Raw genomic sequence first — 13,548 nt, forward strand, 5'->3', positions numbered from 1 at the left:
AGCAAAAACCAAGTTGCGTTTATCGTCCACGTCTACAAATCCCCATTAAACAGTCAGTTGGGCGTCATGGCACCGGGTCATATCCGTGCCCACCCCAAGGTTGGCAGCGCAATAGCCGTTTGATGGCTAGCCAGCCACCCTTAAATGCGCCATATTTCTGGAGCGCCCCAATCGCATACGCCGAACAGCTTGGGCTAAACCTGCATGTCGGCGGCAAAATGCGCGACGGGCCTATTTGCCAAGCCCTTGCAACAAGGATGAGGAGCTTTGCGATCATCTTTATCCCGGTCCTGATTCTGTCGAAGGGCGCTTTTTGTCTTGGCGTGCTTCGGCAGGCTCCGCGCTGCGGTTTTGCTGACATAATTTGTCTAAAGCTTTGGCCATGTCCGCCCGCAACTCGCTGAAATCCCGTTCAATACCGCTATCGCGACCAATCAGAATGTGATCGGCGCCACATTTGCCTTTTTGTCCTAGCATCTCCTGCGCCAAGGCCCGGAAACGGCGACGCATGCGGTTGCGGACGACGGCGTCACCCACTTTTTTGGTGATGGTAATGCCAAGCCTAATATCGGCGCTTTCATCTTGCCTGTCTTTCACAAGCAAAACAAAACCGGGAGTTGCATATCGCTTCCCCCGGTTGGCGGCCAAGAAATCCGGCCTTTTTTTGATGACGCTATAACCGCGCATGTCGCGGTTCGCCTGCTGTACGATTAAGCTGACAGCTTCTTGCGGCCGCGTGCGCGGCGCGCGTTCAGGATGTTGCGGCCTGCAGCGGTCGACATACGGAGACGAAAACCGTGGCGACGGGCACGCACGAGATTGCTCGGCTGAAAAGTGCGCTTCATGACTGTAATCCTTAAATTTTTTGCGTCTTGAAATGAAAATGGCCGCCGAATCTGTCCAGCGACCGTTCCTGTTGCTGTGGCCGATACGGTTAGGGAGGTTAAAAGTCAACACAGGTCAGGGCATTTTCATGTCGATGTCGTCGCGGCGGAATAGGTTCAGAAAATCGCCTTTAACGTTCGGGAAGGGAGGGCGGCCTTTGACCTTGTGGCGGCGCAGTGCCCAATTTGCCCAGCGGGCATATTCGGGATGTTGCTTTGAAAGCCGCGAATATCGCTTCTTTGCCCAGCGGGAATGTTTGAGGATCACGCCGAGCCCGATGATAAACAGCAATAGTCCGCCTGGTCCTGGAAGCCAGCTGACAAGTGGCGCTGCAACGATCAGTGCCCAACCCAAAATGACCATTGACCAGCGATAGGCTGGCGTGTCGCTCCAGTTTTTTCGTTTCGAGCGGTGCATGTTCGTCATGTGGGATAGCGGAACGGGTGTTGCAAGCTCATGTCGGCACCAAGCAGTTTTCGCACGGGTATAAAATATTTGGCATTATCAGCATTCGTCAGCATTCATTCATGGTTTTGCCGCAATAGGGCTGCATGCCTCCTTTTTAACGCTTATATTGAAAGATTAATGACAAAAGCGCTCTCCCACCTTCACCGCATAGGCGTGCTGCCCTCTGACATCGACTTCATGGGGCATGTGAACAACGCGCGTTATCTGAACTGGGTGCAGGATGCCGTTTTGGCGCATTGGAACAAGCTTGCCCCACCTGAGACGGCGGCGAAATATCTTTGGGTCGCGCTGAAGCATGAGATTACCTATCGCAAGCCAGCCTTTCTGGATGATGACGTTATCGCAACGGTCGTTCTTGAAAAGGTGCAGGGCGCACGGTCTTTTTATGACACGGTTATCAAGCGCGGCGAGGAAGTTTTGGCTGAGGTCAAATCAAGCTGGTGCTGCATTGATGCAGAAACTTTGCGCCCTGCGCGCATTGCTGCCGAGGTTCAGGCGTATTTTTTCACAAAGATTGAACCGAAGCTGCTTTAAAAAATAGGATCGTCGCTGCCATCCCCGATGGGTTTGACTGCGTTGTGGATACCGCATTCCACCTTGTCCCAGCCCTTCCATCGGCCAGAACGCGGGTCTTCGCCGGGCGCAACTTTCGTGGTGCAGGGTGAGCAACCGATGGACGGATAGCCAAGTTCTACCAGTGGATGTGAAGGCAAAGCATGCTCTGCCATATAAGCGTCAATTCTGTCCTTGTCCCAATCGGCAAGCGGATTGACCTTTAACCGGCCGTCTTCAATTTCAAAACGGGGCAACGCCCTGCGCGTCGATGACTGAAATGCTTTGCGTCCCGTAAATTGCGCATCAAACCCCGCCAGCGCGGCACTTAGCGGCAATACTTTGCGCATTTCACAGCAGCCATCGGGGTCATAGGACCAACGCAGGCCAGTTTCATCCTTTTGACGCAACAAAGCAGGGTCAGGCGTTAGGATGCGCAAGTCTAACAAGCCCAGAATTGCGCGCAATTCCTCCCGGTAGGTAATCGTTTCGGGGAAGTGCTTGCCCGTGTCCAAAAACAGCACCGGAATCGACGGATCAATATTCGCAATCAGGTGCAATAACACCGCGCTTTCTGCCCCAAAACTGGACACAATAGCGGCATCACCCAACATATTTTCGCGCAATAAAACAGTCAGCATCTCAACCGTGTCATGCCCCCGGAACATGTTGTTCAGGCGCACGGCATCACCCTCGGTGTACCGGGGGTCACTGTTGATACGGTCGGCGATGCGAACTGTTTCAGCCATGCCGCAATTTCCAGATTGGCACCGCGGCATCGGCAGCCTTTTGATATACATGATCATAGTTCGACAGCGCGCGTGCAACGGCTTCGGGGTTTAGTGAGGCTTCTGGGGCAAAGCTGTCAAAGCCGCAGCGGCGCATGAACGCAATCTGATCGACCAAGACGTCACCTTGCGCCCGCAGTTCGCCTTGATAGCCTGCCTCGCGCAAAATCCGCGCTGCGCTATAGCCCCTGCCATCGCGATATTTGGGAAAGGCAACTTCGATCAAAGTTAGCCGATCCAGAAATGGGATCAGCGCACGGGCATCATCGTCTGGCTCCAGGCGAACGGCAGTTGCGTTCGATTGGTCAAGAAACGCATCAAGCGTAACGGACGGCTGTTCCGTGACTTCATCTGAGCGATAGCGAAACTCAACCATAAATCGCTTCCTTAAATGGGTTCATTCCGACGCGGCGATATGTGTCGACGAAACGTTCATCGCCTTGCCGCAAAGCCTTGTAGACTTCAGTGGCTTTCTCGACTGCGTCTACAACGCCGTCTTCGTCAAAGCCGGGCCCGATGATTTTGCCGATGCTGACATCTTCTGCGCCCGACCCTCCAAAGGTCAGCTGGTAATTTTCCACGCCCTTCCGGTCCACGCCTAAGATGCCGATATGGCCCGCGTGATGATGTCCGCATGCGTTGATACAGCCCGAAATTTTAAGCTTTAATTCGCCCAAGTCACGTTGCCGGTCCATGTCGGCAAAGCGGGTGGCAATCTTCTGTGCAACGGGAATGGAGCGTGCATTGGCGAGACTGCAATAATCCAGCCCGGGACAGGCAATGATGTCGCTGATCAGGTCAAGATTGGCATCGGCAAGTTCGGCATCACGCAGACCCTGCCAGACGGCGTACAAGTCACGCTTTGCAACATAAGGCAGCACAATGTTCTGCGCGTGGGTGACACGTAGTTCGTCAAAGCTGTATTTTTCGGCAAGATCAGCCATCACATCAATCTGCGCCGATGTCGCATCGCCCGGTATACCGCCAATCGGCTTCAGGCTAATGTTGACGATGGCATAGCCCGCTTGCTTGTGCGGTTTGACATTTTGGTCAAGCCACACGGCAAAATCGGGATCGCTGCGGTCTGGCTCTACATCAGATGCGTCATACGCAGGTGGCGCAAAAAACGCGCTGATGCGTTCCAGCTCTGCCAAGGGCGGGTCGATACCCAAGGTCTTCACATGCGCAAATTCTTCGGCCACTTGACGGCGATATTCCTCCGCACCGATCTCGTGAATGAGGATCTTTATACGGGCCTTGTAAATATTATCCCGCCGTCCGTAACGATTATACACCCGCAGGCATGCCTCAAGATAGCTCAACAAATCGTCGGCTTTTACAAAGGGGTTGATTTCCGGTGCGATCATCGGTGTGCGGCCCATGCCGCCGCCGACAAATACACGCGCGCCCAGTTCGCCATCTTGGCGGATCAGTTCAAGCCCAATGTCATGTAGACGCATCGCTGCGCGATCCTCTGCCGACGCGATCACTGCAATCTTGAACTTGCGCGGCAGATAACTGAATTCAGGATGGAAGGTCGACCATTGGCGGAGCAGTTCAGCCCATGGACGCGGATCAACGACTTCGTCGGCCGCAGCGCCCGCATATTGGTCAGACGATATGTTGCGGATACAATTTCCGCTGGTCTGAATGGCGTGCATCTCGACAGTGGCGAGCTCCTCAAGGATGTCAGCGCATTCCTCAAGCTTGATCCAGTTAAACTGAATATTCTGACGCGTGGTGAAATGCCCATAATCGCGATCATATTTGCGCGCAATATGCGCCAGCATGCGCATTTGCGTTGAATCGAGCGTGCCGTAAGGAATGGCCACGCGCAGCATATAGGCGTGCAACTGAAGATAGAGGCCGTTCATCAACCGCAGCGGCTTGAACTGATCCTCGGTTATCTCTCCAGCGATCCGGCGGTTTACCTGGTCGCGAAAGTCAGCAACACGGGCATCGACAATGGCTTGGTCATAATTGTCATATTTATACATGTCAGATAATCCAGTCGCCCGCCGCAGGGTCGGCAGGCTTGAGTGAGAAGTCAGCGCGGACGGTGGGTCCAAGGGCGCGGATTCGGTCCTTGATGTGCGCAGGGCGTGGGCCATTAGCGGTTGGAAGGGCGTCGATGATATAGGGCGCATTTACGCGGCGTGCGCCCTCTTCGGCGTGCAATATGGCCTCGCCATGTTCGCCGACATCAGCTGCATCTTCTACATGGATAGACCAGCCATTGCCCGTCCACCAAGTCACCGCGCCTGATCTCAATTCATTTCCCGTCAGTAATTTCACGCAATTTTCTCCGCCTGCATGGCAAAATGGAACAACCGGTCTTCGGCATCGGATTTCAAGACAACTTCACCGACGATGATGATGGCAGGAGACACAACGCTTTCGCGCGCAATCATGTCACCCAGGTCAGTCAATATCGTGCGCATGGCACGTGCATCAGGCCGCGTGGCCCGTTCCAATACGGCTACGGGCGTATCGGGCGACAGGCCATCGCAAATAAGCTTTTCAGTGATGTCTGCCGCAGTTGCCACACCCATGTAGATAACCAAAGTGCGGCCTTTGCCAGCAAGTCCAGCCCAATTCTGGTCGGTCAGGCCTTTGCACTGACCAGCGACGAAGGTAACGGCGCTTGCGGCATCGCGATGGGTCAGCGGCAACATACTGGCTGCTGCACCGCCCATCGCGGCGGAGATGCCGGGAACGACCTCAACATCGATGCCCGCGTCACGGCACGCTTCGGCTTCTTCGCCGCCACGTCCAAAAATGAAGGGATCGCCGCCTTTTAGCCGCACGATCACCCGACCGATTTTAGCCTCGCGGACGAGTATGTCGTTAATGCCATCTTGCGGAACGGAGTGGCGCGAACGGCGTTTGGCGACCGAGATCAACCGCGCTGACGGGTTGATTAACGCCATGATGGCATCATCAACAAGGCCGTCATGCACCACCACATCTGCGGTCGAGATCAGCCGCACAGCCTTCACCGTAAGCAGTTCCGGGTCGCCGGGGCCAGCGCCGACCAAATACACACGAGCTTTTTCCATAATGCTAAAGTGGACCAGTTCATCGCCAACATCAAATCAGGATAAGTTGGCCACCGATTAGAAGAACTTTACCGATGCTTTAAGCTGCCTCATGATTACGCTCGTATCACTCCCTATCTCGTAAACTTTACGCGTAAAAATAGTTAGTTAGCTGCATGCGTTGAGCGCGCGGTCCATGGCACGAATGGCCGAAACCTTATCATTGAGCGGCTGCCAATCGTCTTTTTCGGCAATCGCCTGCCAAATGTCCTCCACCTCATTTATGAGCATCGAACATATGCGGCCGTTGGTCCAATAGGCATCCCGATGTGCATCTGCCGGGGTATATTTTTGCAGCAATTCAGTGAACGCCATTTGATTTTCGCCTGGAGTTGCGAACGCACTTTGGCTGCCAAAACGATAGTAATAAAAAAATGTGTCGATCGGAATTCTCTCCCGCGACATTGCCCGTTCGGCGGCTTCGACCAATTGGCGGTCATCTGCTTCTCCAAGCGATGCAACGCCCAGACGCCATAAAAAGCGCCGAATAATTGCCCTTTGATATAGTTCTGGGAACCGTTCCAGTGCTGAAATGAGCGGCGGAGCCTCCGACACCAGTCGCAAGGCAACGGCTAGCTGTCCAAGATTCCAGTGCAAGGCTTCGGCCTGTCTGCCAAAGGCATAGAGCCCGGATTCGTCAAAATAAGCTGCGGTAAATTGCGGATCCCAATATTCCGTAAAGCGCCATGGCCCATAATCGAAACTTTCGCCCGTGATGTTGATGTTGTCGGTGTTGAGTACGCCATGAACAAAGCCCGCTGTCATGTAAGACGCAGCAAGATCAGCGACGCGTTCAACCACTAGCGCAAGCAATTGCGCCGCTGGGTTCTCCGACGGGGCGACATTATAGAGCTGTGTCAGGCAATATGTGATCAACTGCTGCATAAACTCCGCATCGCCCTCAGCCGCCACACGTTGGAAGCTGCCAATGCGGATATGGCTGTGGCTCAGCCGCACCATGACCGCCGAGCGAGTGGGCGATGGCTCATCCCCACGCATCAACGCTTCGCCCGTTTCAATGATCGAGAATGTCTTAGAGGTGTTGACGCCAAGCGCCTCCAGCATCTCCGTTGCCAATATCTCGCGGACGCCACCTTTTAGCGTCAGGCGGCCATCGCCCCGCCGGCTGTAGGGTGTCGTGCCCGATCCCTTTGTTCCCAGATCAAGCAGCCGGTCATCACCGTCACGCATTTGCGCAAACAGGAATCCGCGACCGTCGCCGATATCCGGATTGTACACGCGAAATTGGTGCCCATGATATCGCAACGCAAGCGGGACCGGCATGTTACCGGGCAATAGTTCAAAGCGCCCAAAGTGCTGGATCCAAGTCGCGTCATCATAGTCCGCCAGCCCGATTGTTTCCGCCCAGCGGTCGTTGCGAAACCGCAGGATCGTCTCTGGAAAATTCGCGGGCTGTGCGGGATCACCAATTTGCGCGCCAAGGCTGGCGATTTGTGGATCGGGACGGTAGAGGGATGGGAACGGTTTTTTATTCATATATCGCATCTGGGCGGTGCATAAAGGAAAGGCAAGTATGGCGGTGGTCCGCATCCTCCATTTGCATAGCAGTTTTAACGTAGGCAGTCAGGAATCGCGCACGGTTCGCCTGATGAACCATTTTGGCGATCAGGCAGAGCATACAGTGCTTTCGGCCGTCGATGACGCCTTTGGGGCAGCAGGCGCACTCGACCGTCGTGTGAAGGTCAACTTTCCAAAAGACGCAGCACCTTCCCTCGCCGGAATGCCAAGCATGGGGCGCTATCGCCGTCTCGCTGGATATATGAAGAAATTCCACCTCGTGCTCAGCTACAATTGGCAGGCGATGGACGGCGTTATGGCGCACACTTTGTTTACACGCAGCATGAACTTGCCGCCGCTGATCCATCATGAAGATGGCTTTGACCATGACGAAATCGAACGGCTGAAATGGCACCGAAATTGGTTTCGAACGATTGCGCTTCAACGGACAAACGCGCTTGTCGTGCCATCAAAAACATTGGAGAAAATTGCCCGCAATATCTGGCATCAACCGCTGGATAAGATATGCCGTTTTCCGAATGGGATCGATACCGATCACTTCAACCGTCGGCCACAACGCGGAGCTTTTCCGGGATACAAAAAACGGAACGGGGAAATCGTCGTTGGGACTATCGCGGGGCTGCGTCCTGTTAAAAATCTGCCACGGCTTGTGCGTGCAGTCGCAGCGGCTGGACCAAATGTCCGTCTGGCTATCGCAGGTGAAGGACCTGATCGCGACGCCATTATGGCAGAAGCTGGACGCCTTGGCATCGCCGACCGCGTGATGATGCCCGGTTTCTTGCGTGATACAGCGCGCTATATCCGCCTGTTCGATATATTTGCACTCTCATCAGATAGCGAACAATATCCAGTATCGCTTGTTGAAGCGATGACGAGCGCCCTTCCGATCATATCGACCGATGTAGGGGATGTCCGCAATATCGTGTCGCGCGAGAACCGGCCATACATTGTCCCGCGCAATGACGAGGATGCTTTTTCTAGCGCAATTATGGCTTTAGCAACGGACGCGGCATTGCGCGAAGCGTTGGGCGCAGCAAACCGTCTTGTAGCCTGTTCCCAATATGATGAAGAGACCATGTTTGCACGTTACCGACAGCTCTATGGCTCCGCCATGAAGCGTGCCGATTTTGCGCGACAAAGCTAGATAATTGCGATAGCGCGCCCCTAGAGAAGCACGCTGAACGGCGCTTTTGACGTAGATATTAGGGGTTACAATTGTGTTCAAAGGTCTGAAACCCATAATATATGGTGGCCGTGAAGTTTGGCCATTGGTCGAAGGTGGCAAGGGCGTTGCCGCAACAAATCACGCAAGTTCTGGCGCATGGGCTGCAGCCGGCGGTATTGGCACAGTTTCGGCTGTGAATGCTGACAGCTATGATGAAAATGGCGAGATGATCCCGCAGGTTTTCCATGGCAAAACACGCGCCGAACGGCATGAAGAACTTGTCGAATACGGCATTCGCGGCGGTATAGCGCAGGTTCGCCTTGCACATGAAATTTCGAATGGTCGTGGCGCAATCAACATCAACGTGCTGTGGGAAATGGGCGGCGCCCAGCGCATACTGCACGGTATTCTTGAACAGACCCGGGGCATGGTTACGGGCGTCACCTGCGGTGCTGGCATGCCATACAAGCTGTCTGAAATCGCCGCGCAATATGGCGTATACTATCTGCCGATCGTCAGCTCCGCACGTGCGTTCCGCGCCTTGTGGAAGCGTGCCTATCACAAGGTACCTGAATGGTTGGGCGCTGTGGTTTATGAAGATCCATGGCTTGCGGGCGGCCATAATGGCCTGTCCAACGCCGAAGACCCACGTAGCCCAGAAGATCCCTATCCTCGTGTTAAGGCTCTCCGGGATGTTATGCGCGTTGAAGGTATCGCCGATGATGTGCCGATTGTCATGGCAGGCGGCGTTTGGTTCTTGCGCGACTGGAATGACTGGATTGATAATCCGGAGCTTGGACAGATAGCGTTCCAATTGGGAACGCGCCCGCTGTTGACGCAGGAAAGTCCGATCCCAGCGGGGTGGAAGGACGCACTTACGCAGATTCCCGAAGACGGCGTATTGCTGCACCAGTTTTCACCAACGGGCTTTTATTCCAGCGCAGTGATCAACCCCTTCCTGCTTGAGCTTCAGGCACGGTCGAACCGTCAGATTTCTTTTGTGCAGGCGGCCGATGCGGAACACAGCGCACAGCTTGATGTTGGCGTGAAGGGTAAGAATTTCTGGGTCAAGCCAGCCGACCTCATGAAGGCCCGCGAGTGGGATGCACGCGGCTTCACCGTCGCGCTGAAAACACCTGATAATTCGCTGGTGTTCGTCACGCCTTCATCGGGGGAAGTTATCCGCAAGGATCAGAAGGATTGCATGGGCTGCTTGTCGCATTGCGGGTTTTCGTCTTGGAAAGACCATGACAATAATTCCACTGGCCGCCTTGCCGATCCGCGCAGCTTCTGCATTCAAAAGGCACTTCAGAATATCGCCCATGGCGCGCCCATTGATGAAAATTTGATGTTTGCAGGGCATAGTGCCTATCTGTTCGGCAAAGATCCATTTTATTCAAACGGCTTTGTTCCAACGGTACAGCAGCTAATGGATCGCATTTTAACGGGCGACTGACGTCGTTGATTGTTTACGGAATATTGACCTTCTTTGCCTAATGGAACGGTGAAGGGGGGCATTATGGGCTACACGTCGTTTCAATTTCGCAAATTGCCGCCTGCCCGTCTGGAGCATCGGGATGGTCTGCGTCATCCAGTTCTATTTGGCAAAGTAACCGTCCGGAGGCATGCGCAACGCCCCCTATCAGCGCTGCTTGTTGATCTGTCGGTATATGGTTGCCGCATCTTGCACGAGGGCAGGGTGAAGGCCGGCGACCGTGTATGGCTGCGGCTTGCGGGAAGCGAAACCATCGGTGCGACTGTCGTCTGGTCTGAAGGGGACCGATTGGGCTGCAAATTTGATGATAACCTAAACCGCAGCTTGTTTCGGGCACTGACGCTTCAGACGGGATAGCCCTGCTGAAAAATTGGCAAGCGCGTCGCGCCCCGCCAATATACTCAATCCAGATCCCAAGCGCGTTCGCCATGGCTGGATAAATCCAGCCCATCGCGTTCCTGATCTTCACTGACGCGCATCGGGATGAGTTTCGACACCACATAGCCTATAATCAGCGTCGCTACAGCAGAGTACACCGCCACTAAGGTAACGCCTTTTAGCTGTACCCAAAGCTGTGATGCCATGTCTGTACCCTCGGCATAGCCAGCGCCGCCAAGCGCCTTGCTTGCGAATACAGCGAGCAACACAGAGCCCAATATACCGCCAACGCCATGCACGGCGAACACGTCCAGCGAGTCGTCAATTTTAAGCTTACCTTTGACGATCCCAACAAACCAAAAGCAGATGATCGCGGCCAAGATGCCCAGGATCATCGCGCCACCGGGGCCAATAACGCCAGCGGCGGGGGTTATGGTGGCCAAGCCCGCAACGGCACCCGTTGCAAACCCAACTGCGGTTGCCTTGCCGACCTTAATCCGTTCAATCAAGAGCCATACCAAGGCGGCTGCCGAAGCGCCTATATGCGTGTTGATAATCGCACTTGCGGCGGCGTCATTGGCGGCCAATGCCGACCCGCCATTGAAACCAAACCAGCCCACCCATAATAATCCGGCGCCAGCGACCGTCAGAGCGGGGCTGTGGGGCAACATCAGCGTTTTAGGAAAACCAATACGCTTGCCAAGCATCAGCGCTACAATAAGCGCTGAGACGCCCGCGGTGGTATGGACAACAATGCCGCCAGCAAAATCAATAACGCCTTGTTCTGCCAAAAACCCGTTGCCCCAAACCCAACGCGTGACTGGGACATAGACCAAAAGCGACCACAAGCCGCTGAATGCTACCACCCAGCCAAACCGCGCCCGTTCCACCCATGCGCCAATGATAAGGGCGGGGGTGATGATGGCGAATGTCATCTGGAATAAAGCGAAAGCGAGCGCGCCTGTTGTTTGTCCCTCGCGAATTGAGCCCAACAGGCCATTAAACATGAAGTTTTCCGACGAGCCTAAAAAGCCGTTTCCGTTTGCTGAAAAGGCCAAGCTGTAGCCAATTACGATCCAGATGACCGATGCAAGAGCCGCCACTGCGCCACATTGCACGAGCACAGATAGAAAGTTTTTGGCACGTACCAGTCCACCATAAAAAAGGGCAAGGCCAGGCAGCGTCATCATCAGTACCAGTGCTGATGCCGTCAAAATCCAGGCGCTATCGCCGCTATTGGCCTCGGGCAACGTGCCGACAGCGTCTTGCGCCATTGCAGGCGCGGCTATCAACGCACTGATACAAAGTGCTGACTTCATTATCTTTTGTATCATGGTGTTGGCCCCTCGATTTTTATCAGGTGTCTCTAGGCAAGAGTGTTTGCAGGCTCAAGGTACAAAATTGCTGTTAAGCCACCGCAATAGAAAGAAAGTTGCTTACTGCCAGCCTTCCAGGACTTGATCCGGTGGTCGGTGGCCATCCGCCCAAACGCGTATATTGGTAATGACTCGTTCGCCTGACGCTCCTCTGCCCTCAAAGGTCGCGCTGCCCAAATGGGGAAGCAGCACGACGTTAGGAATGTCGAAAAGCCGTGAGTCGACGGCAGGCTCATGCGTGTAAACATCAAGGCCTGCACCTGCGATACGGCCGGTTTCCAACGCATCGATTAGCGCGTCTTCGTCAATCAACTCACCGCGTGAGCTATTGATGATATACGCGTCCCCTTTCATCTGCGCGATGCGGTCAGCGTTGATAATCTTTTCGGTTTCCAGCGTCAGAGGGCAATGCAGGCTGATGATGTCCGACCGCGCCACCAACCGGTCAATTTCGGGTTCAAATGTAATGCCAAGCTCATCCTCAACACTCGCGGGCAGGCGGTGGCGTTTGTTGTAAATAATGTTGAGGCCAAAGGCTTTTGCCCGCACGGCCACAGCTTCGCCAATACGGCCAAACCCGATGATGCCCAACGTCTTGCCGCCAATGCGATGACCAAGCATGGCCGTTGGGCTCCAACCGCGCCATTCGCCGCTACGCACGACCCGTTGCCCTTCACCAAGGCGGCGGGGCACATTCAGGATAAGCGCCATCGTTAGATCGGCTGTGTCATCTGTGAACACGCCGGGCGTGTTGGTAACGATGATGCCCTTCGCCTTGGCAGCTGCAAGGTCGATATGGTTAACGCCCGCGCCGTAGCTAGCGATCAGTTTTAGCCGGGGCGGCGCAGCGGCGATAACGACAGCGTCGATGCTGTCTGTCACCGTTGGCACCAGTACGTCGCAATCGGTCATTGCCGCGATCAGCGCTTCACGCGTCAGCGGCGTGTCATCAGGATTAAAGCCAGCGTCGAACAGTTCGGCCATTCGTTTTTCAACGGCCGGCAGCAATGTGCGCGTGACACGGATGGATGGACGTTCGATGCGGCTAAGTTCTGGCATAGGCATGACTAAAGCTGAATTCGCAGCAAGGTCAAGACTGGATGGTTGCGCTGCCCAACAACCTTCCCTTATAGAATGAAAACGGTGGTAAAAAATATGGGTGTTCAGAACAATTCGATACTGCGGTGCGGCGCCGCTGCGCTTGCATTTTGTGGCGGGGCTTCTGCGGTAGGGCAGGCGCAACAGACGCCGCCTTATTGGGCTTCAATTTCCCAGCCGGAGGCGCGGATGCGCACTGGGCCAAGCACAGAGTTTCCGGTCACATGGGTGTACAAACGGCAGAACCTTCCCGTGAAAGTCGTGGCTGTCCACAGCGTGTGGCGCAAGGTTCAAGATATGCGTGGCGACCAAGGCTGGCTGCATGTGCGGCTGTTAAGCCCCAAACGCGCTGCCATCGTTATTGGTAAAGACATTGGTACACTGCGTGATGCGGCCGATCCCGGCGCGCACATTTCCTGGCGTGTTGAACCCGGTGTCGTTGGCCTTATCGACGAATGTGACAGGGGATATTGCCGTTTCGAAACTGACGGTCGCTACGGTTATATCGAAACTGCACGTATCTGGGGCGACGAGGCTCCCTGATACAGGCCGTGGCGACGCGTGAAGCCTTAAGCTTCCACGCGTTCTGCAAGAACGGTAAGGCCGTTCGCATTCACCTCGGCAAAACCACCCGCGACCATCAGGCGTTCAGGCGTTGCGCCTTGCGTTTTGTATATCTCAAGCGCCGCGTCATTGCGCAATGTGC

At 54.8% G+C, this 13,548-nt stretch carries 17 protein-coding genes; 5 read left to right on the forward strand and 12 right to left on the reverse strand.

All coding sequences use genetic code 11. The features are described from left to right. Positions 1-64 precede the first annotated feature (64 nt). The 4 genes from yidD to ACIQ2T_RS07520 form a co-directional block, all read right to left on the reverse strand. Positions 65-277: a membrane protein insertion efficiency factor YidD gene (gene yidD / locus ACIQ2T_RS07505; RefSeq protein WP_315477625.1), complete on the reverse strand. Its 213-nt coding sequence runs from the start codon at positions 275-277 to the stop codon at positions 65-67. Positions 278-279: 2 nt separating this feature from the next. Continuing rightward, on the reverse strand, positions 280-687 hold the full coding sequence (gene rnpA / locus ACIQ2T_RS07510) for a ribonuclease P protein component (RefSeq protein ID WP_397590276.1): 408 nt from the start codon (positions 685-687) through the stop codon (positions 280-282). Positions 688-710: 23 nt separating this feature from the next. Continuing rightward, complete coding sequence (rpmH, locus tag ACIQ2T_RS07515; RefSeq protein WP_125230634.1) at positions 711-845, reverse strand: 50S ribosomal protein L34; 135 nt, start codon at positions 843-845, stop codon at positions 711-713. A gap of 115 nt (positions 846-960) precedes the next feature. Further along, positions 961-1,302, reverse strand: a complete 342-nt coding sequence (locus tag ACIQ2T_RS07520; RefSeq protein ID WP_315471557.1) for a hypothetical protein — start codon at positions 1,300-1,302, stop codon at positions 961-963. 168 nt (positions 1,303-1,470) lie between these two features. On the opposite strand from ACIQ2T_RS07520, the gene ACIQ2T_RS07525 reads away from it, so the two are divergent. Next, complete coding sequence (locus ACIQ2T_RS07525) at positions 1,471-1,887, forward strand: thioesterase family protein (protein WP_315471556.1); 417 nt, start codon at positions 1,471-1,473, stop codon at positions 1,885-1,887. Here the strand turns inward: ACIQ2T_RS07525 and ACIQ2T_RS07530 are convergent. The 6 genes from ACIQ2T_RS07530 to ACIQ2T_RS07555 all read right to left on the reverse strand — a co-directional run bounded on the left by ACIQ2T_RS07530 (position 1,884) and on the right by ACIQ2T_RS07555 (position 7,288). Continuing rightward, positions 1,884-2,654: a phosphoadenylyl-sulfate reductase gene (locus tag ACIQ2T_RS07530; RefSeq protein ID WP_397590277.1), complete on the reverse strand. Its 771-nt coding sequence runs from the start codon at positions 2,652-2,654 to the stop codon at positions 1,884-1,886. The two genes, ACIQ2T_RS07525 and ACIQ2T_RS07530, sit on opposite strands and share 4 nt — an antisense overlap. Continuing rightward, complete coding sequence (locus ACIQ2T_RS07535; protein WP_300035576.1) at positions 2,647-3,069, reverse strand: DUF934 domain-containing protein; 423 nt, start codon at positions 3,067-3,069, stop codon at positions 2,647-2,649. The genes ACIQ2T_RS07530 and ACIQ2T_RS07535 overlap by 8 nt, the downstream gene beginning before the upstream one ends. Further along, entirely contained in the window at positions 3,062-4,690 is a 1,629-nt protein-coding gene (locus ACIQ2T_RS07540; RefSeq protein WP_397590278.1) for a nitrite/sulfite reductase, read from the reverse strand. Before ACIQ2T_RS07540 ends, ACIQ2T_RS07535 begins: the two co-directional genes overlap by 8 nt. Position 4,691: 1 nt before the next feature. Beyond that, the gene (locus ACIQ2T_RS07545) at positions 4,692-4,988 is read right to left on the reverse strand and encodes a DUF2849 domain-containing protein (RefSeq protein WP_300035582.1); all 297 of its coding nucleotides are present in this window, start codon (positions 4,986-4,988) and stop codon (positions 4,692-4,694) included. Beyond that, positions 4,985-5,752, reverse strand: a complete 768-nt coding sequence (gene cobA / locus ACIQ2T_RS07550) for a uroporphyrinogen-III C-methyltransferase (RefSeq protein WP_397590279.1) — start codon at positions 5,750-5,752, stop codon at positions 4,985-4,987. Before cobA ends, ACIQ2T_RS07545 begins: the two co-directional genes overlap by 4 nt. 147 nt (positions 5,753-5,899) lie before the next feature. Continuing rightward, complete coding sequence (locus ACIQ2T_RS07555) at positions 5,900-7,288, reverse strand: protein adenylyltransferase SelO family protein (protein ID WP_397590280.1); 1,389 nt, start codon at positions 7,286-7,288, stop codon at positions 5,900-5,902. Between the two features lie 37 nt (positions 7,289-7,325). On the opposite strand from ACIQ2T_RS07555, the gene ACIQ2T_RS07560 reads away from it, so the two are divergent. The 3 genes from ACIQ2T_RS07560 to ACIQ2T_RS07570 all read left to right on the forward strand — a co-directional run bounded on the left by ACIQ2T_RS07560 (position 7,326) and on the right by ACIQ2T_RS07570 (position 10,347). Continuing rightward, the gene (locus ACIQ2T_RS07560; protein ID WP_397590281.1) at positions 7,326-8,474 is read left to right on the forward strand and encodes a glycosyltransferase family 4 protein; all 1,149 of its coding nucleotides are present in this window, start codon (positions 7,326-7,328) and stop codon (positions 8,472-8,474) included. A gap of 70 nt (positions 8,475-8,544) precedes the next feature. Beyond that, complete coding sequence (locus ACIQ2T_RS07565; protein WP_397590286.1) at positions 8,545-9,951, forward strand: NAD(P)H-dependent flavin oxidoreductase; 1,407 nt, start codon at positions 8,545-8,547, stop codon at positions 9,949-9,951. Positions 9,952-10,014: 63 nt separating this feature from the next. Beyond that, positions 10,015-10,347, forward strand: coding sequence for a PilZ domain-containing protein (locus tag ACIQ2T_RS07570; RefSeq protein WP_397590282.1), 333 nt, complete (start codon positions 10,015-10,017; stop codon positions 10,345-10,347). Positions 10,348-10,391: 44 nt separating this feature from the next. Here the strand turns inward: ACIQ2T_RS07570 and ACIQ2T_RS07575 are convergent, their stop codons facing one another. Together ACIQ2T_RS07575 and ACIQ2T_RS07580 are read right to left on the reverse strand one after the other, a co-directional pair. Further along, positions 10,392-11,702, reverse strand: coding sequence for an ammonium transporter (locus ACIQ2T_RS07575; protein ID WP_397590283.1), 1,311 nt, complete (start codon positions 11,700-11,702; stop codon positions 10,392-10,394). Positions 11,703-11,804: 102 nt separating this feature from the next. After that, entirely contained in the window at positions 11,805-12,803 is a 999-nt protein-coding gene (locus tag ACIQ2T_RS07580; protein ID WP_397590284.1) for a 2-hydroxyacid dehydrogenase, read from the reverse strand. Between the two features lie 96 nt (positions 12,804-12,899). Here ACIQ2T_RS07580 and ACIQ2T_RS07585 point away from each other — a divergent pair, with 96 nt between their 5' ends. Next, a complete protein-coding gene (locus tag ACIQ2T_RS07585; RefSeq protein WP_397590285.1) occupies positions 12,900-13,385 on the forward strand; it encodes an SH3 domain-containing protein in 486 nt (161 codons plus the stop codon). Positions 13,386-13,548 lie beyond the last annotated feature (163 nt).

The sequence above is a fragment of the Sphingorhabdus sp. genome (assembly GCF_044357595.1).
Taxonomy (GTDB): domain Bacteria; phylum Pseudomonadota; class Alphaproteobacteria; order Sphingomonadales; family Sphingomonadaceae; genus Sphingorhabdus_B.